The following is a 21,119-nucleotide window of genomic DNA, read 5'->3' as shown; positions in this document are numbered from 1 at the left end:
CTATGCGTACTCTGCTCCGCTCCGCCGGTACAGATGTTGCGGCCCAGTGTTTTTTGAACGCGCTGCTGCGCGAAACGAAGGACTGGCACTATCTTCCCGCAACCCGTGCGGATGAGTTATCACTGATTCATATCCCGCTCTCCCCAACCCAGGCCATTCGGGTTCCGGTACGCTATTTCTCCCCCACACAGCATCACCAGTATCTTTTCCCGGCAACGCTGATTCAGGCCGACAGCGACGGCGGTGACACGGTCACATTCCATCAACTGATTGATTTAATTATTGAAAAAGAGACGGTTAAAGGCGCTCTGGATGCCGATACGCTGGCTCGCTTTAAGCAGCGCGTCCTGGAAAGCCATACACACACCTGGCAGGCCATTGATTTACGCCACAACTGGGCAAACCTGCGCGATAAGCCGCTGACCTTTGCCGAAGCGGAACAGGCGCTGCTGGTCGGCCATGCTTTTCATCCTGCCCCAAAGTCGCACGAGCCGTTTAACGAGGCCGAGGCGCGTCGCTATCTGCCGGATTTCGCCTCCCGCTTCCCGCTGCGCTGGTTTGCGGTTGAGCATGAGCTGATTACCGGCGACAGCCTGAATGTCTCCCTGCGGGAACGTCTGCTGCGCTTTGCAGCGCAGAGCGCGCCGGCTCTTCTCGGTCACTTCACCGACACCTGCTGGCTGCTGCCGATGCACCCGTGGCAGGCCGACTATCTGCTGGAGCAGGAATGGTGCCAGCGTCTGGTAGAAAAAGGCGCCCTGCGCGATCTGGGCGAAGCCGGTGCGCCATGGCTACCCACCAGCTCTTCCCGCTCGCTGTACAGTGAAACCAACAGCGACATGATTAAGTTTTCCCTGAGCGTGCGCCTAACCAACTCCGTGCGCACGCTGTCGGTGAAAGAGGTTAAGCGCGGCATGCGCCTGGCGCGGCTGGCGAAAACGGCACGCTGGCAAGGGCTCCAGGCGCGCTACCCGACCATGCGCGTGATGCAGGAGGACGGCTGGGCGGGGCTGCGCGATGAGCACGGCGTCATTCAGGAAGAGAGCCTGATGGCCCTGCGCGTCAATCTGCTGTTCGATACCCCTGAAACGCAAACCAACGTGCTGGTGAGCCTGACCCAGGCCGCGCCGGACGGCGGCGACAGTCTGCTCGCCGCGGCGGTGCGTCGTCTGAGCCAGCGTCTGGACTTACCCCTCGCCCAGGCCGCGCGCTGCTGGCTGGATGCCTACTGCGACCGCGTATTGCTTCCGCTGTTCAGCGCCGAGGCGGACTACGGTCTGGTCCTGCTGGCGCACCAGCAAAATATCCTCGTTGAGATGCAGCAGGATTTCCCCGTTGGACTGATCTACCGTGACTGCCAGGGCAGCGCCTGGACCGAAGGGGCCGACGCGTGGCTGAATGAGGCAGGTGAAACCGAAGTTGAAAACCGCTTCGGTGAGAGCCAGCTGCTGCGCTACTTCCCTTATTACCTGCTGCTGAACTCTACCCTTGCCGTCACCGCCGCGCTCGCCGCTGCCGGTTTCGACAGCGAAGAGAACCTGATGTCCCGCGTGCGTGACGCGCTGGCCGAACTGCGCACGACGGCGAAGCAGACCCGCTGCCTTGATTATGTGCTCGACAGCCCGACCTGGAACTGTAAAGGCAACTTCTTCTGCTATCTGCACGATCGCAACGAAAACACCATCGTCGATCCGGCGGTGATCTATTTCGACTTCAGCAACCCGTTTTATAAGGAGAAGGCGTGATGGCAAACGCGAATATCGTCCATTCCGGCTACGGCTTTCGCTGCACGGTCACGGAACAAAACCTGCCGCTGACGCTGGGTCTCGACGGCAGCGCGGTGATGGAGCGGCTGATCGGGCTCCCGGACGGCTGGCTGGTGGACGCCCTCGACCAGCTGTTTGTTGCCGCGCCCGCCCTGACCGGCATTACCCTGCCGTGGGCAGCCTGGCAGGATGAACCTCAGGCGCAGGCGCTGTTTAGCCTCGTTCACGGAGATTATCTGGCGCGTGAAATTTTCTGGCAGCTGCCGCTGTGGCTGAAAGGCGAACGCCCGCAGGCGAGCGGCGGAATGCAGTTTGACGAAAGCCGTCAGCTGTACTTCCCGCTGCGCCCTCACCGCCCACAGGGCGAGGTGTATCGCCGTTACGATCCGCAGATTAAGCGCACCCTGAGCTTCCGCGTGGCGGACGTGGCGCTGGACGGCGAGCGTTTTACCCGCTGGATGAACACCCCACGCGTGAACGCTTTCTGGGAGATGGCCGGCCCGCAGGCCGAGCAGGAGAACTACCTGCGTCGCCAGCTCGACTCGACCTATTGCTATCCGGTGATCGGCTGCTTTGACGATCAGCCATTCGGCTATTTTGAACTCTACTGGGCGGCGGAAGACCGCATTGGCCGCCACTATCGCTGGCAGCCCTTTGACCGCGGGCTGCATATGCTGGTGGGCGAAGAGAACTGGCGCGGAGCGCAGTATATCCGCAGCTGGCTGCGCGGCCTGAGCCACTATCTGTATCTCGATGAACCGCGCACGGCGCGCATTGTGGCGGAACCGCGCTTCGACAACCAGCGTCTGTTCCGCCATCTGGCGTCCGCCGGTTTCGACACGGTGAAAGAGTTCGACTTCCGCACAAACGCTCCCGTCTCATCATGAGCGAGCGTCATCGCTTCTTCCACGAGGTGGAACTGTGAACGCGCTCTGGCAGAAAGTGAACCGCGAGATGGTGGCGAAGATCCTCGCCGAACTGGAATATGAACGCACCCTGCGCGCCGAGCCGGATTCGGCGGACTACTGGCGCATCAGTATGGGCAACGCGTGCTGGCAGTTTCGCGCCACGCGTGGGATCTGGGGCTGGCTGCATATTGACCCTGATACCCTGACCACCACCAGCGGCGCGGCGGTCGAAGCGGAAAACGCGCTGCTGCAACTGGCCACCGTACTGGAGATGAGCGACGCGCAAACAGCGGAGCACATGGAAGATCTCTACGCCACGCTGCGGGGCGACATGCAGCTGTTGCAGGCGCGTGAAACGCTGGATGCCGATGCGCTGATCCACCTTGACCCGGACGAGCTACAGTGCCTGATGCGCGGTCACCCGAAGTTTATTTTCAACAAGGGACGCCGCGGCTGGGGGCTGGATGCCCTGCGCCTGTACGCGCCGGAATATCGCGGGCGTTTTCGTCTGCACTGGGTCGCCGTGCAGCGCGATCGTCTGGTCTGGAGCAGCGACGCCGATTGCGATATTAACGCCCTGCTCTCCAGCGCCATGGACGATGCCGAGCGCGAGCGGTTCGACGCCCGCTGGCAGGAGCTGGATCTGGATGATAGCTGGCTGCCGGTGCCGCTGCACCCGTGGCAGTGGCAACAAAAAATTGCCATTCATTTCCTGGCGCAGCTCGCACGCGGTGAAATGGTGGAGCTGGGTGAGTTCGGCGATGAGTATCTGGCGCAGCAGTCCCTGCGCACGCTGACCAACGCCAGCCGTCGCGCGCCGTATGACATCAAGCTGCCGCTGACCATCTACAACACCTCCTGCTATCGCGGTATTCCGGGCAAGTATATTGCCGCCGGTCCGCTGGCCTCGCGCTGGCTACAGCAGCAGTTTGCCAGCGATGCCACGCTGATTCGCTCCGGGGCGCAGGTGCTTGGCGAACCCGCTGCCGGATATCTGTCGCATCCGGGTTATGCCGCATTGCCTGAGGCGCCGTACCGCTATCAGGAGATGCTGGGGGTGATCTGGCGCGAGAACCCATCCTGCTATTTACAGGATGGTGAACAGGCGGTGCTGATGGCGGCGCTGATGGAAACCGATAATCAGGGGCGCCCGCTGATTGACGCATGGATCAAACGCTCGGGGTTAACCGCTGACGCATGGCTGGAAAAGCTGTTTGAGGCGACGGTGATCCCCTTCTATCACCTGCTCTGTCGCTACGGGGTGGCGCTCATCGCCCACGGCCAGAACGTCACGCTGGTGATGAAAGATTACGTTCCGCAGCGCATTTTGCTGAAGGATTTCCAGGGCGATTTGCGCCTGGTGGATGAAGATTTCCCGCAGGCGCAGAGCCTGCCGGAGCAGGTAAAAGCGGTGACGGCGCGCCTCAGCGCGGATTACATCATCCACGACCTGCAAACCGGCAACTTTGTCACGGTGCTGCGCTTTATATCCCGCCTCACCCTGCAATGCGGCGTGAATGAAACCCGCTTCTATCAGATCCTGGCGCTGGTGTTACATCGCTATATGGCCGCCCATCCGGATCTTGCGGCACGCTTCGCGAAGTTCGACCTGTTTAAGCCGCAGATTATTCGCGTGATCCTCAACCCGGTCAAACTGACCTTCTCTGAACACGACGGCGGCAGCCGCATGCTGCCGAACTACGTCTGCGATCTTGATAACCCTCTTTTTCTGGTCTCCCGGGAGTCAGCGCAATGAAAACCTATGATTTCATCGGCATTGGTATCGGTCCGTTCAACCTCAGTATTGCCGCGCTGGCGGAGGGGCTGGACGGTTTTAGCTCGCTGTTTCTTGAACGCAAGCCGCACTTCTCCTGGCACCCGGGGATGATGGTGCCGGACTGCCATATGCAGACCAGCTTCCTGAAGGATCTGGTCAGCGCCGTAGAGCCAACCAACCGCCACAGCTTCCTGAACTACCTGGTACAGCGCAAAAAGTTCTACCGTTTCCTCACCACCGAGCAGCGCACCGTGTCGCGCGAGGAGTTTGCCGACTACCTGTGCTGGGCGGCGGATAACCTCACCAACCTGGCCTTCAGCCAGCAGGTACAGCAGGTCAGCTTTGATGAGCACAACGGCCTGTTTGAGATCGTGACCCAGCGGGATCGCTTCCTGGCGCGGCACGTCTGCGTGGGGATTGGGAAGCAGATCAATCTGCCAGACTGCGTCACCGCGCAGGACGATACCTGCTTCCACGCCAGCGAAATGATGCTGCGCACGCCGGATTTAGCGGGCAAGCGCGTCACCGTCGTCGGCGGCGGCCAGAGCGGTGCGGATCTGTTCCTGAATATCTTCCGTGGGGAATGGGGCCAGCCGCTGAGCCTCAACTGGGTGTCGCGCCGCAACAACTACAACGCGCTGGATGAAGCCGCGTTTGCTAACGAGTATTTCACGCCAGAGTATGTGGACAGCTTCTCGACCCTCGGTGACGACGCCCGACGTCAGATGTTGCAGGAGCAGAAAATGACCTCCGACGGGATCACCACCGAGTCACTGCTGGCGATTTACCGCGCCATGTACCACCGTTTCGAAGTGCTGCGTGAAAAACCCTGGGCGCACCTGATGCCGTCCCGCTCGGTGACGGCGCTGACGCGCCAGGAAACCGGACCTCGCCTCAGCATCCAGCATCACCTGGACGGCGGGCGCGAACAGCTTGAAAGCGACGTGGTGATTTTCGCCACCGGCTACCGCGCCGTGCAGCCTGCTTTTCTCGTCCCGCTCTCTTCCCGACTGCGTCTGGATGAGGATGAAGCCTTCTGCATCAACAACGATTTTACCCTTGAATGGGACGGCCCGCAGAGCAACCGCCTGTTTGCCGTGAATGCCGGGATGCACCGTCTCGGTATTGCCGAACCCCAGCTCAGCCTGATGGCCTGGCGCGCGGCGCGAATTTTGAATCGCGCTCACGATGACGAGCCGTTTGAGCTGGCAACCACCCCCGGCGTGATCCACTGGCGGAGCACCACCAGCCCGGAGAGCAGCCAGGTTTTTAAATCATTAATAAAGACCACCGAGTACTGACACACACATTCAGGATCAACATAACAATGAAACGTTCTCATCTTTGGGTTTTAAATCCGTGCTTGCTTGCCATGCTTTCTACCTCTGCGTGGGCGGAAGAACAAAAGGAAGAAGATATTGTGGTCTCCGCCAGCCGGGCACATCGCAGCGTGGCAGAGATGGCGCAAACCACCTGGGTTATTGAGCGGGCGGAAATTGAGCAGCAGGTTCAGGGCGGGAAAGAGATTAAAGACGTTCTGGCCCAGCTGATCCCCGGCATGGACGTCAGCAGCCAGGGACGTACCAACTACGGCATGAACCTGCGCGGTCGCTCCATGATGGTGATGGTGGACGGCGTACGTCTGAACTCGTCCCGCAGCGACAGCCGCCAGCTCGACTCTATCGATCCGTTCAACATTGACCGCATCGAAGTGATCTCCGGCGCCACCTCGCTGTACGGCGGCGGCAGTACCGGCGGGCTGGTGAACATCGTCACCAAAAAAGGCCAGCCGGAGACCGAAGTGGAGTTCCAGACCGGGGCAAAAAGCGGGTTTAACAGCCATAACGACCATGATGAGAACGTCTCCGCAGCCGTGAGCGGCGGCAATGACAACGCCTCTGGTCGTCTGTCGGTCTCCTATCAGCGCTACGGCGGCTGGTATGACGGCAACGGCGACGAGGTGATTATCGATAACACCCAGACCGGCTTGCAGTATTCCGACCGTATCGACGTGATGGGGACAGGCACCATCAACATCGACGATCATCAGCAGCTCCAGTTAACCACGCAGTACTACAAGAGCGAATCTGACGGCAAGCACGGCCTGTTCCTTGGGGAGAATTTCGCTGCGGTCACGGGCGATGCCAAAGCCTATAACAAAGACAACCTGAACTCTGACCGTATCCCGGGCACAGAGCGTCACCTGATCAACCTGCAATACTCGAACACCGATTTCTGGGGTCAGGATCTGGTTGCGCAGATTTACTACCGTGATGAGAGTCTGACCTACTACCCGTTCCCGACGCTGAGCAAAGGCGCGGTGACCAGCATTGGCGCGTCCCAGCAGAAAACCGATTTTTACGGCGGCAAGCTGACGCTGAACAGCAAGCCGATGGACGCCCTGACCCTCACCTGGGGCGTGGATGCCGACCATGAAACGTTCGATGCCAACCAGCAGTTCTTCGACTTAAGCAAAGCGGCGGCGAGCGGCGGCATGGAGCTGGACAATGCCTACAACGTGGGCCGTTATCCGGGTTACAGCATTACCAACCTCGCGCCGTTCCTGCAAGCCAGCTATGACATTGACGCCATCACCCTGAGCGGCGGCGTGCGTTATCAGTACACCGAAAACAAGGTGGACGATTTTGTCGGTTACGCCCAGCAGCAGGCAATCGCCACGGGCAAAGCCACCTCCGCTGACGCGGTGCCGGGCGGGAAAACCGACTACAACAACTTCCTGTTTAACGCCGGGATCCTTGGACGTCTGACCGAACAGCAACAGCTGTGGTTTAACTTCTCCCAGGGCTTCGAGATCCCGGACCTGGCGAAGTACTACGGCTCCGGCACCTATCAGCTGGTCGATGGTCACTATCGTCTGCAAAACAGCGTCAATGTGAACGACTCAACGCTGGACGGGATTAAGGTCAATGCTTACGAGCTCGGCTGGCGCTTCACCGGCGATAACCTGCGTACCCAGGTGGCGGCATACTACTCGCTCTCGGATAAAACCATCACCATCAACAAGAGCGACATGACCATCAACCTGGAGGACGACAAACGTCGTATCTATGGGGTTGAAGGCCAGGTGGACTATTTCTTCACCGACAGCGACTGGAGCACCGGGGCGAACTTTAACGCCATCAAGTCCGAAACGCGTGAAAACGGGAAATGGGAGAAGCTGACGGTCGACAGCGCCAGCCCGTCTAAAGCCAGCGCATGGGTCAACTGGGCGCCGGGCGACTGGACGCTACGCGTGCAGAGCACACAAACCTTTGACGTGTCTGACGCCGACGGTAAGAAGATTGATGGCTATAACACCGTTGATTTCCTGGGTAGCTACGCCCTGCCGGTGGGCAAAGTCAGCTTCAGCGTGGAGAACCTGCTGGACAAAGACTACACCACCGCCTGGGGCCAGCGCGCACCGGGGCTGTATAGCCCAACCTACGGCGCACCGGGTCTTTATACTTATAAAGGCCGTGGACGTACGTTTGGTCTGAATTACTCCGTTCTGTTCTGATCCTGCGCGCCGCCTGTCTGCGGGCGGCGCGATTTGCTGTGCAATTTGAAAGCAAATTTGCTATTAAATCATCGGTTTGCTGAAATTGTCGACAAACGAACAAAAACGGTGTTTTCCCCTTTGACAAGGCGCACGCAGGTCGATAATATGCGCCTCGTTCACACGATTCCTCTGTAGTTCAGTCGGTAGAACGGCGGACTGTTAATCCGTATGTCACTGGTTCGAGTCCAGTCAGAGGAGCCAAATTTGAAAAGCCTGCTTTTAAAGCAGGCTTTTTGCTTTTGTGGGTTCGGTAAATTTGCCGGGTGGCCGCTGCGCCTTACCCGGCCTACTGATTAGCGACTAAATCTGATAATCAATCGCCACCTCTTCCGGCTCCATCACCTGGCGTTTGATCTCATCCACCGACAGGCCCGCGTTGCATAGCTCAATAAAACGCCACACGTAGTTACGCTGAAGCTGCCCGCGCTTTAGCCCCAGCCAGACGGTATTCGCATCGAACAGGTGACGCGTATCCAGACGCACCAGATTTCCGGCCTCATATTCTCCGCCAGACTGCTCGGCCACCAGGCCAATCCCCAGCCCTAACTCGACGTAGGTTTTGATCACGTCGGAATCCTGCGCGCTCAGCACCACGTCCGGCGTGAGCCCTTTACGCTTGAACGCTTCATCAATGCGCGAGCGCCCGGTAATGCCCTGCCGGTAGGTAATCAGCGGCCATTTGACGATCTCTTCCAGCGTCAACGGCGAAACCTGATTCAGCGGGTGATCGGCGGGTAACAGCAGGCTGTGGTGCCAGCGGAACCACGGGAACGCCACCAGCAGCGGGTCGTTGCTCAGCCGTTCACTGGCGATACCGATATCGGCTCCGCCGTTATGCAGCAGCACTTCGATTTCCTGCGGCGTGCCCTGGATCAGTTCGAGACGTACGTCCGGGAAGATCTCACGAAATGCTTTGATAACCGTCGGAAGACTGTAGCGCGCCTGTGTATGGGTGGTGGCGATAGTCAGCACACCGGAAGCGTCGTTGGTAAAGAGATCCGCCAGCCGGCGAACGTTGCTGGCCTCGTTGAGAATGCGCTCAGCGATGGTCAGTAATGCCTTGCCTGGCTCGGTCATACCCAGCAGGCGCTTGCCGCGACGGATAAAAATCTCAATGCCTAACTCCTCCTCCAGCTCGCGGATATGCCGGCTGACGCCCGACTGAGAGGTGTAAAGCATATTGGCGACTTCGGTCAGGTTGTAATCCCGCCTGGCCGCCTCACGAATAATTTTAAGTTGCTGGAAATTCACAATTCACTCCGGCGCATCTGACATAAGGCTATTGTTAGAGTCAGCCGGGCTGGAGAACAAATAATAAAAACCAGCATCTTATGCTTATTTGGAATATCAGCTGACCAGTTGCAGCTCGCGATTTTCCAGCGACGGCTTACTGACCAGAGACATCAGGATCTCTTTCACCGCCTGCGCCTGCGGTGACAGGGAGCCGCGCGCGGACATATTTAACGACAGCGGTAAGCTCATGGATGGCGTGGTGATACGGGCCATCCAGCCGTTTGCCGCGCTGCACAGTGAACGTGCGGCAGACTCGGGCAGAACCGTTACACCCATGCCGCTGGCAATGGCGGCAGTCAGCGTGGAGATGGAGTCGATCTCGCCGATGATCTTCGCCGTCAGACGGCGCAGCGAAAACGCTTCGTCAACGCGCACGCGCACGGCACTGTAGTCGCGCGGCAGAAACAGGTTCATCTCTGCCACAGCGGTTAAATCAATGCTCTGGCCAGGGCAATCACGGGTACCGACCAGATAAAGATCTTCCTTCAGCAGCGGCTGGCTGGTGATCCCGGCAACCGGGGAGCGATCGTACAGCACCGCCATATCCAGCTGACCGTTGAGCAGTTTGTCATTGAGCACGGAACCACTGTTCTCATGCAGATAAACCAGCACTTCCGGTAGCTCTGCTCGCACCGCCTGAAGCAGCGGCATGGTTACCGACGATGCGGCCGTTCCCGGCGCCAGCCCGATAGAGACATGGCCACTCAGGGTCTGACCCACATTGTGCACGGCCAGCTGCGCTTGTTCACACTGACGCAGGATCGTGCGGGCATGGGTATATAAAATTTTTCCCGCTTCGGTAGGCGTTACGCCGCGCTTGGTGCGGATCAACAGTTGCTGGTCCATTTCGCCTTCCAGAGTCGCGACCTGCTGGCTCAGCGCAGGCTGCGCGATATGCAGCACTTCAGCCGCCTGGGTCAGGCTGCCGATATCGACGATTTTTACGAAGTATTTCAGTCGTCTTAAGTTCATGTTGCCCCCTGTTCGAAAATAGCGTGCCGGTAACGGCTGTGTTGTTAAACAGGTTTTGCAATATGGATGCCAGTTTTTTGCAGCGGGTGTATGTCTCTGCTAAGCGGCTGAAAATAAGGAAAGCCAATCACTGATGCCTGTTTTGAGTTGGGGACAACGGTTTCCGATCTGCCCCATTCGGGGTATATCTGCACAATAATGGTGCATTCCGTTGGCAAAAACGTCACTTTGCTGGTTTTGTCAGCAAACAGTCTGAAGTGGGCGATACATCCTTTGACAAGGCGTACGGAGGTCGATAATATGCGCCCCGTTCACACGATTCCTCTGTAGTTCAGTCGGTAGAACGGCGGACTGTTAATCCGTATGTCACTGGTTCGAGTCCAGTCAGAGGAGCCAAATTTGAAAAGCCTGCTTTTAAAGCAGGCTTTTTGCTTTTCTGCGTTCGGTAAGTTTGTCGGGTGGCGCTCCGCTTACCCGACCTACGGTACTCAAGGCCCGGCAAGCGAAGCGCTACCAGTCATAGCAAGCTTCACCGGCATCCCCGACCGCCGTTCCAGTTCAGCGCCCGCCCCTTCACTTATCAGCTGCGTCCTTTGTGCGGCTGAAATGGGCAGCGGCACCTTATTTGTCGATTCAAATTCCGCGCGATTGCGTGAAAGCGGCTCGTGAACCTCTACCCAACGGCTACCGTCCGGCTCCGTGGTCACTTTTACGGGTTGATCGATAAGCTGTACCCGCGTCCCCACCGAAACGTTATCGAACAGGTATTTGATATCGTTATTACGCAGGCGAATGCAGCCCTGGCTGACGCGCAGACCAATGCCGAAATTTGAGTTGGTACCGTGGATCGCGTACAGCCTGCCGATATAGAGGGCATACAGCCCCATCGGGTTATCCGGCCCGGCGGGAACGAACGCGGGCAACGTTTTCCCTTCCTTCGCGTAAGCGCGTCGCGTATTTGGCGTGGGTGACCAGGTTGGGCCTTCCTGTTTGCGCTCAACGGCGGTTACCCAGTTACGCGGCGTTTCGCGCCCGGCCTGACCGATGCCAATAGGCAGCACCTCAACCGTGTTGCTGCCGGGTGGATAATAGTAAAGTCGCATTTCCGCGACGTTCACCACAATTCCCTCGCGCACCGTTGGCGGCAGAATAAGCTGCTGCGGCACCGCAAGCTGTGTTCCGGCTCGCGGTAAAAACGGATCCACCCCCGGGTTGGCTTCCAGCATATTGCTCAACCCCTGTCCGTGCTGCGCTGCAAACGCTTCGAGCGGCAGAGTATTGCCCTCAGGCACGGTGATGGTGATCGGCGCCCCCACCAGGCGGCTGCCCTCGGGAGGGAGGGGGTAGGTTACAGCAGATGCAGCGGGAACCAGAATACCAAGCGTAAAAACGAACGAGGCAAATCGAATCATAGTGTTCTGTACTCAGTCAAAGAGAAAGCCTGCCGGTGGGCAGGCTTAGCCTGCTCATTCAGTCATCTTTTCGTCGTGCGCCATCTCCGGGTAAGGACTTTTTCTGCTTCAACAATCATGAACATCGCAAACCCAATCAGGAAGGTAATGATCCAGTAGCGGAACGGTAGCGCTTCGGTACCGAACAGCATTTGCATGAACGGCGCATAGATGATCAGAAGCTGAAGGGCCAGAAGTACGCCGCTCACGATCCATATCCCCTTATTAGCCAGCAGACCTTTACTCAGGGAGAAACCGTCGGTGACGCGGCAGTTGAGCATGTAAAACCACTGGGCGGTGACCAGCGTTTGCAGCAACACGGTGCGGATGAACTCCGGCGAGTAACCGCGTGGTTGCAGCCAGGCCTCCAGCACAAAGGCGCTGATGGCAATCATCAGTCCGACAAACACCACTCGCCAGATGGCATATCCGTCCATCACATGCAGGTTAGACTTACGCGGCGGCCGGTTCATGATGTCCTTCTCACCCGCTTCAAACGCCAGGCCAAACGACAGCGTTGCCGAGGTTGCCATGTTCATCCACAGGATCAGTACCGGTGTTAACGGGATCAGGTTCCCCGCCAGCAGGGCAATAATGATCAGCAGGGCCTGGGCGATGTTGCTCGGGATAACGAACAAAATGGTCTTTTTCAGGTTGTCGTAGACCCGACGCCCTTCATGGACCGCCCGGGCAATGGTGGCAAAGTTATCATCCGTTAACACCATATCGGCGGCTTCTTTGGTGACTTCAGTACCTTTGATCCCCATCGCGATGCCGACATCCGCCCGCTTCAGCGCAGGCGCATCGTTCACCCCGTCCCCGGTCATTCCGACCACTTCCTGCTTACTTTGCAGCGCCTGCACCAGGCGGAATTTATCTTCCGGGCTGGTTCGGGCAAAGATATCGTATTTTTGCGCCGCCTCGCTCAGCTGGTGGTCGTCCATCGCCTCCAGCTCGCGCCCGGTAATGGCGCTCGCCGCGTTGCCAATACCCAGCATCTGTCCAATGCTCATCGCCGTTTGTGGATGATCCCCGGTAATCATTTTCACGCGAATGCCCGCCTGCAAGCAGTCGGCAATGGCCGAAATGGCTTCCGGGCGCGGGGGATCCATCATGCCCGCAATGCCGAGCAGTATGACCCCTTCTTGCAGATCCGCATGCGTCAGCTCGCGCTGCCCGCTGGCGGCCGGTTTCCAGGCCGCAGCCACCATGCGCAATCCCTCGCGCGCATACTCTTCAATCTTCTCTTCCCAATAGTGCAGGTTGAACGGCTCCAGCCCGTTTTGGGTCTGCTGGTGCTGGCAAAGACGGAAAAGGACGTCCGGCGCACCGGTGATTAACATCACCTCTTCGTCGCCCAGGTGATAAAGGGTGGACATGTATTTATATTGCGAATCGAATGGGATTTTACTGCGCAATTCGGCGTCAATTGTCGGAAGCGGGATTTTGGCCGCCAGCACCTTCAGCGCGCCTTCGGTTGGCCCGCCGGTGATTTTCCACAGCCCCTGCTCATCTTTGATCAGCTGGCTGTCATTACATAGATCGACGGTGCGCAGATAGCGCTCAAGCACAGATCCCTGGGTCACGGTGACCGGTGTTGGATCGTCAACAGGGTGAATAGCGCCCACCGGTTCGTAACTGTCTCCCTCGACGCGGTAGGTGGTGTCCGCGGTAATCACCGCTTTTACCGTCATCTCATTCATGGTCAGGGTGCCGGTTTTATCCGAGCAGATAACCGTCATCGCCCCCAGCGTTTCCACGGTAGGCAGCTTGCGAATAATCGCCTTGCGACGCGCCATCGCCTGCACGCCCAGCGAGAGGATGATCGAGATAATGGCCGGTAATCCTTCCGGCACCGCCGCCACCGCAAGGCTAATCAGCGACAGCACCAGCTCTGAAACGGGCATATCGCGGAAGATGAGGCTGAAAACGAACAGCGCCAGCATCATCACCAGAATGGTGATAAAAATGGTCTTGCCGAGCTTGTCCATTTGCACCATCAACGGGGTACGGTGTTTTTCAATGTCTGACATCATCTGGTTGATATGGCCGAGTTCGGTCTCCCCACCGGTTGCCACCACCAGCCCTTTTCCCCCGCCGGAGCTGACGGTGGTGCCCGAATACAGCAGATTGTAACGGTCACCTAACGGGAGTTCGCCGCTGAGCACATCGCTGCTTTTCTCCACTACCGTGGATTCGCCGGTGAGAATAGCTTCTTCCACCCGCAGGTTGTGCGCCTCTATCACGCGAAGATCGGCAGGAATGCGATCCCCGGCGCGTATCACCACGATATCTCCCGGCACCAGCGCTGTCGTCGGGATAGTTTCATGGTTGCCCTGCCGGATGACCACAGCCTCGCTGGAGAGCATATTACGAATGCTTTGTAGCGACTTCTCCGCATTGCTCTCCTGAATATGGCCAATCAGGGCGTTAATGATAGCCACCCCAAGAATGACAAACATATCCACCCAGTGTCCCATTATCAACTTCAGCAGCGCCGCCGCCAGAAGGACGTAAATAAGGACATCGTTGAAATGGGCCAGAAAGCGCAGCCAGCCGGGTTTACCCGGTTTTTGCGGTAAGGCGTTTTCGCCGTATTTTTCCAGCCTGGCGGTCGCTTCTGTACTGCTGAGTCCGTCGAGGCTGGATTGGATATTTGTCAGGGTTTCATCAACGGTCTGTTGATAATACGGGCGGTGAGGCTTTTCTGTTATCATCGTTCCTTCCTCGGGTTCTTTTCAGAAATCACCTTGCTTTCATGTCATTAACGAATAACGAAAACAGGAACATGCGCTTAACGAACGATACTCGCCGCCTCTGACCCTAATAAATGGGTTTGAATATTGGGATTACGCGATCCCACAATAATCGCACCGACGTTAAGTTCATCCGCCAGTTTGATTACCTCATCACGTATATTCCCGCTGCGAACATGCAGATGGACATTTGCTTCCGGCAGGTTGATTTTTTTTACCAGCGCAGCCAGTTTTTCTTTAGCATTATTAATCATATATTCATCCATCTTTCTCGCGTCTGCAATAAAACCGCGGGTCAGTTCCGCCGAGAACTTTGGCATAACGTACAGCAGATGGACATTACCCGATGCGCTTTGCGCCAGGAATTGGGCATGCTGTAGCGCTTTATCAGACAACGCTGTTTCGTATACATCCACCGGCACCAGAATCGTTTTATACATATCAAGCATCCTTTTTATAACCAACACAACAGTGAGTGAATCAGGAGAGATCGCATCAACCCCATGGGTACAGGCGTGAATGCCTTTTACGGAAAAAAGGAATGGATGCTATTAAACGTAGCACAGGAATATCAGGATGTTATTCAAAGGGGATACGCTATCGTAACGCTTGTTTAGCCTGAGTATGTCACGCCACTAATAATGGTTATTTAACATTTATTTATTCACCGACTATGCTCATAGTCAGGCATGCAACACGATCATTCTCTTTATCCCGCGCCACCTTCAACCTCATGGAGGAATGCATGTACGGTTTAAGCCTGATTCGCCTTGGTTTGTTCATTGCGCTCGCCATTATCGCCAGCACAGCAATCGGTTTATTTACCTATGTGGTCGTCTCGGCCCTGGCAGAATAGCGCCACCCCAGCATTGATGACGAAATAAATAAAACAATTATTATCAGGGGAATACTGTGAAGCGCTACCTCTCTCTTCTGCCTGTTGTTTTATTGCTGCTGACGGCGTGCGATCCGAAATCCGACCGCGCCGCGCCCCTGCCGAAAATGGTAAAAGTCGCAGAGGTGGTGAAGGCTGGCAACGCGCAGCAGCGCGTCTTTCCCGCCCGTATCGAATCCGGCGACGCCACGGATCTTGCGTTCAAACGTGCCGGGCAGATTGAGACCCTGGACATTCGCCAGGGTGCCGTTGTCAAACAGGGGCAACGGCTCGCCAGTCTTAACGATCGCGAAGCCCGGCAACGTCTGAACGACAGGCAAACGGCGGCGACCCTGGCTCAGCGGCAATTCGACCGCTTCCAGACCCTGGCAGGACGCCAGGCCGTGTCGAAGGCCGAGATGGATGTCCAGCGCGCAAACCGCGATTCTGCAAACGCCGCGCTTCAGATTGCACGCGAAGAATTGAGTCAGATGACGCTCGTCGCCCCCTTTAGCGGGACAGCGGCCAGCGTACATGTGCGAAACCATCAGGTCGTCTCAGCCGGCCAGCCCGTCGTCACATTGACCCGTACCGATCTGCTGGACGTGGTGTTCAGCCTTCCAGAGAACCTGTTTAACACCTTCGATATTCGCAATGCGCAATACAAACCGGTAGTGAGGATCAACGCCCTGCCCGGTCGCGAGTTTACCGCTGTGTACAAAGAGCACTCAGGCAGTAGCGACAGCAACACTTTGACCTGGCAGGTAATTTTAACCATGCCCCGCCCGGATGATTTTCCCGTCGTGGGCGGCGTCAGCGGAACGGTCACCATCAATTTAACCAACCTACCGGCGGGCGTGGGCAGTGAGGCGCTGGTGGTGCCGGTTGAAGCGGTCTTTAACCCGGATAACCGCCCGCGCAATGAGCCACACGTCTGGGTGGTGACGGGCGAAGGCGATACGTTGCACCTTGAAGATCGTAAGGTCAGCGTGGGGCAAGTCAGCGCTGAGGGGGTCATCATCGTCGGTGGGCTTAAGGCGGGTGAACGCGTGGTGGCCGCAGGCGTTGGGGAGTTACATCCCAACCAGCCGGTACGTATCTGGACGCGTGAACGGGGACTATAATGGATATCTCTCGTCAGTTTATCAGCAACCCGGTTCGCGTCTGGCTGACGATTTTGCTGCTGGGCGTAGGTGGCATTATTGCCCTGTTGGACATCGGCAGACTGGAAGATCCGGCGTTTACCATCAAAACGGCGGTGGTGATCACCCATTATCCGGGCGCGTCGGCGCAGCAGGTTGAGGAAGAGGTCACCCTGCCGCTGGAAAACGCGCTTCAGCAATTACCTTACCTGGATAACGTCAGCTCCATCTCCTCCAGCGGCCTGTCGCAGATTACGGTCAATATAGCCTCGCGCTACCACTCAAATGCGCTGCCGCAAATCTGGGATGAACTGCGTCGCCGGGTGGGTGATGCCGCCCGACAGTTTCCACCCGGCGTAGTGACCCCGTTTGTGAATGACGATTTTGGCGATGTGTTCGGCTTTTTCTTTGCCATTTCCGGCGATGAATTCAGCAATCCGGAACTGGTCCGGTATGCCGAGCAGCTGCGCCGGGAGTTGGTCCTCGTGCCAGGCGTGGGCAAAGTGGCCATCGGCGGAGCCCTCACCCAGCAGATTAACGTGGATATTTCTCTGAGCAAAATGGCCGCGCGCGGGATAACGCTGAACCAGCTTTCTGCCCAGCTCAGCAGGCTGAACGTGGTCTCCAGCGCGGGAGAGATCCCCTCCGGTACCGAGTCAATTCGTCTGCATCCTACCGGTGAATTCGAGAGTATTGACGAGCTGGCCGATCTCATCGTGACCCCGCCGGGCGTTGGGGCGGCTACCCGCTTACGGGATATTGCCACCCTGTCACGCGGGCTGGATGCCTCCCCTGCCAGCATCTACCATGCCAACGGCAGAGAAGCCGTCACCATGGGCGTCTCCTTTATCCCCGGCGTTAACGTGATCGACGTGGGACATGCCCTGGAGGCGAAGCTTGAGCAGATGTCAGCCGAGAAACCGGCAGGTATCCATATCGACCTGTTTTACGATCAGGCGGCGGAGGTCGGGCATTCCGTTAACGGATTTATCATTAACTTCCTGATGGCGCTGGCGATTGTTATCGGTGTGTTGCTGATCTTTATGGGCTTACGCAGCGGGATCATTATCGCCTTTTCCCTCGCGCTTAATGTGCTGGGTACGCTGCTGATCATGTATCTCTGGGGTATTGAACTACAGCGCATTTCACTGGGCGCGCTGATCATCGCCCTCAGCATGCTGGTCGACAATGCCATTGTTATTGTCGAAGGGGTACTGATAGCCCGGCAGCAGGGCTCGTCCCTGATGAACGCCATTAGCGACATTATTCGCCGTTCTGCGCTGCCGCTGCTGGGTGCGACGGTGATCGCCATCCTGGCCTTTGCGCCCGTCGGGCTGTCGCAGGACTCTACCGGCGAATACTGTAAGTCGCTGTTTCAGGTTCTGCTGATTTCGCTCATGCTGAGCTGGTTCTCTGCCCTCACCATTACACCGGTGCTGATCAAATGGTGGCTGTTTAAACGGGACGCTGCGCCGCCAGAGGCCGACGAAACGGATCCCTATGACAAACGCATCTATCGGATCTATCAGGCGGTGCTCAACGCGCTGTTACGGCGTAAAGCGCCAACGCTGGTGGTGATGGCCGCACTGCTGGCAGCCGCCATCTGGGGCTTTGGCTCGGTGCGGCAGAACTTCTTCCCCTCCTCCAGCACGCCGATTTTCTTTGTCGACCTCTGGCTCCCTTACGGTACCGACATTAAATGGACCGAGAAGATGACCAGTGATATCGAGAAAACCATTAACGGCCAGCCTGGCGTGGAAACCACGGTCTCGACGATTGGTCAGGGAAGTATGCGATTTATTTTGACCTACAGCGGACAGCGGCAGTACAGCAACTATGCGCAAATCATGGTGAGAATGGACGACCAGCGTAACATCCCCGCCCTGACCCGCCACGTTGATGAGTACATCGCTCGGAACTATCCGCAGGTTAACGCCAGCACGAAGCGGGTGATGTTTGGCCCCTCCGGCGACAGCGCTATTGAAGTGCGTATTAAAGGCCCCGATCCCGACAGGCTGCGTCTGATCGCCAGCCAGGTAGACAACATTCTTACGCGCGATCCGGCGACGGACAGCGTCAGGAACGACTGGCAAAACCGCAGCAAAGTGATCCGCCCGCAGTACGTCACCGCGCTCGGACGTGAGCTTGGCGTGGATAAGCAGGACGTCGATAACGCACTGGAGATGAATTTCTCCGGCAGCCGGGCAGGCCTGTACAGAGAAGGAAGCGATCTGTTACCCGTGGTGGTGCGCCCGCCGGAAAGCGAGCGGCTGGACGCCAACCACCTGAACAACGTCCTGGTCTGGAGCCAGACCCGGCAGCAGTATATTCCGCTGAGCAACGTCGTCAGCGGCTTCGCGCTGGAGTGGGAAGATCCGCTGATCCTGCGTCGCGACCGCTCGCGCGTGCTGACCGTGCAGACCGACCCTGACCCGTTGAGCCAGCAAACGTCCGGCGATATTCTCGCCCGCGTGAAGCCGCAAATAGATGCCCTGCCCCTGCCTCACGGCTACAGCATTGAGTGGGGCGGGGACGCGGAGAATTCCAGCGAAGCGCAGCAGGGGCTATTTACCACGCTGCCGATCGGGTATCTGGTGATGTTTGTGATCACGGTGCTGATGTTCAGTTCGGTGAAAAACGCCGTCGCTATCTGGCTGACCGTGCCGCTGGCGCTGATCGGCGTGACGCCGGGGTTTTTAATTACCGGCATCCCCTTTGGCTTTATGGCGTTGATTGGCCTGCTGAGCCTGAGCGGGATGCTGATCCGCAACGGCATTGTGCTGGTGGAAGAGATAGAACAGCAGAAAGCGCAGCAGGATCAGCACAGTGCGATCGTTTACGCCGCCACGTCGCGCCTGCGTCCCATCCTCCTCACCGCCTTTACGACCGTACTCGGCCTCGCCCCTCTGCTGCTGGATGTGTTCTTCCAGAGCATGGCCGTTGTGATTATGTTTGGGCTTGGGTTTGCTACAATCCTGACGCTGCTGGTACTCCCCGTAATTTACGCGTGTTTCCATCGTAAGGACAAAGCTGAACAACAATGAATGCGACAGGGCTGAATATCATCAAGACGCTGGGCTGTATGACGGCGGTTACCTTTTTCACCATCTACAACACCTGGGATCATTACGATTATGACTATCACTGGATCCTCGGTTTTTTAACCTTCATTTCGACCATCGCCACACCGTTATTTTTTGTGGTTGCAGGGTATCTGGACGGGCAATCCCGACACGGCACGCGCTGGCAGCTGGATAAGATCAAACGCCTGGTGATCGTCTTTCTGTTCTGGGTAACCATTTACTACCTGTGGGAGCCCTACCAGCGCGGATATCTGATCCAGCCCTGGTTCGTGTTCGCGTTTATCGTGATTTACACGTTTCACCCGGTGGTGGAGCGGCTCAGCCAGCGACGAACGCTCTTTTGCGGGGTGATTGCCGCCCTGCTGCTTTTCTCATACGGGTACGATTTGCTGTCGGCCCTCTATCCTGATGCCCACGTCCTTTCATTGTCGCCGCAGTATCGCCTGTGGACGTGGCTGCTGTTTTATCTGACAGGCCAGCTCTTTTGCGATCCGCAGATCGCGGCGTGGATCGGCCGCAAAAACGTGGTCAGGGCCGCGGTGATTGCGATACCGTTTATCTATCTCTTCACATGGTTTTACGAACGGCACTTCTTTTTTGCGCTATTTAAAGCAGACAGAAACGCCTTTATCCTCACCGGATCGCAAATTTACATTCTGATTATTGCCCTGGTGATTGCGGCAAATGGCGTACGGTTTCGCCGCAATGCGGAGTTTAAAGAGTCCGTGCTGGCCGCCATTAGCAAAACGATGACCGGGGTCTATATCATGCACTACTCGGTGTTTCACCTGCTGACCGCGCTCATTCCGGTGACGTCCCTGAGCACCAAACTTGCTCTGATTGTGCTTACGTTTGTTACGTCGGTCCTGTTTTCGCTGCTGATCCTGTCCAACACAGTGGCCAAAAAAGTGATCACCCTCTAAAAGCCCAGGCGCAGCCAGGCAAACAGCACGTTGCCGTTGTTGTAGGTCCCGGGAATATAGGTGAACTGGACGGTGACGCGCTTATATCCGGCAGAGAAAAGCGGGAAGATAAACGGCAGCGGGACATAGTTGGCAAAGTCGTCGCGCGCGGTGATCCCCGCGGCGGCCCCGAGCCCCAGACGGAAATCTTTTGCGTTATCCAGATACCACCCCTTCTCCCAGCCGTAACCCATCGCGGGCTGCCACTCGTTGTGGGAATCTTTAAACATCATGGCAAACAGCGCGCTCCAGTTGCCCTCGTCGTTGTAGCGAGACACGCCCAGCCCCCCGCCCCACGGCATTTCGTTGTAATTATCCGTTTTCTCTTTGTCATACATGAAGCGTGCATGCCAGCTCAAAAACGGAAGGTAGAGATCGTAACGATCCGGCTGTTCCCAGGTTTGCGCAATATCGTCCGTTACTGCATCCCACCAGCGATGAATACGCTGTTCGCCATAGACTTTCGGCTCCGCATGCAGCGGAGATACGACTAAAAACAGGACTACCCACAGTGCAGGAAAGAGGCGTTGCATCGTTATTCCCTCAGCTTACGTCACACAGCGATCATTATTACTG

Annotated in this window: 13 protein-coding genes, 2 tRNA genes and 1 pseudogene; 10 read left to right on the top strand and 6 right to left on the bottom strand. The window is 57.3% G+C overall.

Translation table 11 applies throughout. From position 1 onward, the window contains the following. The first annotated feature begins 2 nt into the window (after nt 1-2). The 6 genes and pseudogenes from ACOTXD_RS05340 (at nt 3) to ACOTXD_RS05315 (ending at nt 8,211) form a co-directional block, all read left to right on the top strand. Complete coding sequence (locus ACOTXD_RS05340; RefSeq protein ID WP_126501450.1) at nt 3-1,745, top strand: IucA/IucC family protein; 1,743 nt, start codon at nt 3-5, stop codon at nt 1,743-1,745. Further along, a pseudogene (locus ACOTXD_RS05335) lies at nt 1,745-2,691 on the top strand (GNAT family N-acetyltransferase). The gene ACOTXD_RS05340 and the pseudogene ACOTXD_RS05335 overlap by 1 nt, the downstream one beginning before the upstream one ends. After that, nucleotides 2,688-4,430, top strand: a complete 1,743-nt coding sequence (gene iucC / locus ACOTXD_RS05330; protein WP_126501452.1) for an IucA/IucC family protein — start codon at nt 2,688-2,690, stop codon at nt 4,428-4,430. Before ACOTXD_RS05335 ends, iucC begins: the two are co-directional and overlap by 4 nt. Next, nucleotides 4,427-5,752 (top strand): lysine N(6)-hydroxylase/L-ornithine N(5)-oxygenase family protein, encoded by a 1,326-nt coding sequence (locus ACOTXD_RS05325; protein ID WP_061856576.1) that lies wholly within the window; start codon nt 4,427-4,429, stop codon nt 5,750-5,752. Before iucC ends, ACOTXD_RS05325 begins: the two co-directional genes overlap by 4 nt. A gap of 26 nt (nt 5,753-5,778) precedes the next feature. Beyond that, entirely contained in the window at nt 5,779-7,968 is a 2,190-nt protein-coding gene (locus ACOTXD_RS05320; RefSeq protein ID WP_061856577.1) for a TonB-dependent siderophore receptor, read from the top strand. Nucleotides 7,969-8,135: 167 nt separating this feature from the next. Continuing rightward, nucleotides 8,136-8,211: transfer RNA gene (locus ACOTXD_RS05315), tRNA-Asn, on the top strand. Nucleotides 8,212-8,310: 99 nt separating this feature from the next. Here ACOTXD_RS05315 and cbl read toward each other — a convergent pair. Together cbl and nac are read right to left on the bottom strand one after the other, a co-directional pair. Then, on the bottom strand, nt 8,311-9,261 hold the full coding sequence (gene cbl / locus ACOTXD_RS05310; RefSeq protein WP_003859532.1) for an HTH-type transcriptional regulator Cbl: 951 nt from the start codon (nt 9,259-9,261) through the stop codon (nt 8,311-8,313). Nucleotides 9,262-9,357: 96 nt separating this feature from the next. Continuing rightward, the gene (gene nac, locus ACOTXD_RS05305; RefSeq protein ID WP_003859531.1) at nt 9,358-10,275 is read right to left on the bottom strand and encodes a nitrogen assimilation transcriptional regulator NAC; all 918 of its coding nucleotides are present in this window, start codon (nt 10,273-10,275) and stop codon (nt 9,358-9,360) included. 320 nt (nt 10,276-10,595) lie between these two features. Here nac and ACOTXD_RS05300 point away from each other — a divergent pair. Continuing rightward, nucleotides 10,596-10,671, top strand: a tRNA-Asn gene (locus tag ACOTXD_RS05300). A 92-nt stretch (nt 10,672-10,763) separates the two neighbouring features. Here the strand turns inward: ACOTXD_RS05300 and ldtA are convergent. The 3 genes from ldtA to ACOTXD_RS05285 all read right to left on the bottom strand — a co-directional run bounded on the left by ldtA (nt 10,764) and on the right by ACOTXD_RS05285 (nt 14,922). Further along, a complete protein-coding gene (gene ldtA / locus ACOTXD_RS05295) occupies nt 10,764-11,687 on the bottom strand; it encodes a L,D-transpeptidase (protein ID WP_032659287.1) in 924 nt (307 codons plus the stop codon). 62 nt (nt 11,688-11,749) lie between these two features. Beyond that, nucleotides 11,750-14,443 (bottom strand): cation-transporting P-type ATPase, encoded by a 2,694-nt coding sequence (locus tag ACOTXD_RS05290; protein WP_061856579.1) that lies wholly within the window; start codon nt 14,441-14,443, stop codon nt 11,750-11,752. 77 nt (nt 14,444-14,520) lie between these two features. Then, a complete protein-coding gene (locus ACOTXD_RS05285; protein ID WP_421766380.1) occupies nt 14,521-14,922 on the bottom strand; it encodes a universal stress protein in 402 nt (133 codons plus the stop codon). Between the two features lie 472 nt (nt 14,923-15,394). Between ACOTXD_RS05285 and ACOTXD_RS05280 the strand changes: the two genes are divergently transcribed. From ACOTXD_RS05280 to ACOTXD_RS05270, 3 genes are read left to right on the top strand one after another with little or no spacing between them, the layout of a single operon-like run. Next, the gene (locus ACOTXD_RS05280; RefSeq protein WP_058663006.1) at nt 15,395-16,480 is read left to right on the top strand and encodes an efflux RND transporter periplasmic adaptor subunit; all 1,086 of its coding nucleotides are present in this window, start codon (nt 15,395-15,397) and stop codon (nt 16,478-16,480) included. After that, on the top strand, nt 16,480-19,542 hold the full coding sequence (locus ACOTXD_RS05275) for an efflux RND transporter permease subunit (RefSeq protein WP_061856580.1): 3,063 nt from the start codon (nt 16,480-16,482) through the stop codon (nt 19,540-19,542). Before ACOTXD_RS05280 ends, ACOTXD_RS05275 begins: the two co-directional genes overlap by 1 nt. Next, on the top strand, nt 19,539-20,504 hold the full coding sequence (locus tag ACOTXD_RS05270; RefSeq protein WP_023314439.1) for an acyltransferase: 966 nt from the start codon (nt 19,539-19,541) through the stop codon (nt 20,502-20,504). Before ACOTXD_RS05275 ends, ACOTXD_RS05270 begins: the two co-directional genes overlap by 4 nt. Here ACOTXD_RS05270 and pagP read toward each other — a convergent pair. Beyond that, nucleotides 20,501-21,076, bottom strand: coding sequence for a lipid IV(A) palmitoyltransferase PagP (gene pagP / locus ACOTXD_RS05265; protein ID WP_003859516.1), 576 nt, complete (start codon nt 21,074-21,076; stop codon nt 20,501-20,503). The two genes, ACOTXD_RS05270 and pagP, sit on opposite strands and share 4 nt — an antisense overlap. Between the last annotated feature and the right edge of the window lie 43 nt (nt 21,077-21,119).

Source organism: Enterobacter cloacae complex sp. CDL013 (genome assembly GCF_049238805.1).
GTDB classification, from domain to species: domain Bacteria; phylum Pseudomonadota; class Gammaproteobacteria; order Enterobacterales; family Enterobacteriaceae; genus Enterobacter; species Enterobacter hormaechei_C.
Note: the sequence above shows the minus strand (reverse complement) of the source record. Positions and strands in the feature narration are given on the sequence as shown.

Bases quoted from the DNA above. Each gene is read 5' to 3' on its own strand.
- ACOTXD_RS05320 (WP_061856577.1), top strand. From the start codon at position 5,779: ATGAAACGTTCTCATCTTTGGGTTTTAAATCCGTGCTTGCTTGCCATG.
- ACOTXD_RS05325 (WP_061856576.1), top strand. From the start codon at position 4,427: ATGAAAACCTATGATTTCATCGGCATTGGTATCGGTCCGTTCAACCTC.
- ACOTXD_RS05275 (WP_061856580.1), top strand. From the start codon at position 16,480: ATGGATATCTCTCGTCAGTTTATCAGCAACCCGGTTCGCGTCTGGCTG.
- nac (WP_003859531.1), bottom strand. From the start codon at position 10,275: ATGAACTTAAGACGACTGAAATACTTCGTAAAAATCGTCGATATCGGC.
- ldtA (WP_032659287.1), bottom strand. From the start codon at position 11,687: ATGATTCGATTTGCCTCGTTCGTTTTTACGCTTGGTATTCTGGTTCCC.
- ACOTXD_RS05285 (WP_421766380.1), bottom strand. From the start codon at position 14,922: ATGTATAAAACGATTCTGGTGCCGGTGGATGTATACGAAACAGCGTTG.
- ACOTXD_RS05340 (WP_126501450.1), top strand. From the start codon at position 3: ATGCGTACTCTGCTCCGCTCCGCCGGTACAGATGTTGCGGCCCAGTGT.
- ACOTXD_RS05290 (WP_061856579.1), bottom strand. From the start codon at position 14,443: ATGATAACAGAAAAGCCTCACCGCCCGTATTATCAACAGACCGTTGAT.
- pagP (WP_003859516.1), bottom strand. From the start codon at position 21,076: ATGCAACGCCTCTTTCCTGCACTGTGGGTAGTCCTGTTTTTAGTCGTA.
- ACOTXD_RS05270 (WP_023314439.1), top strand. From the start codon at position 19,539: ATGAATGCGACAGGGCTGAATATCATCAAGACGCTGGGCTGTATGACG.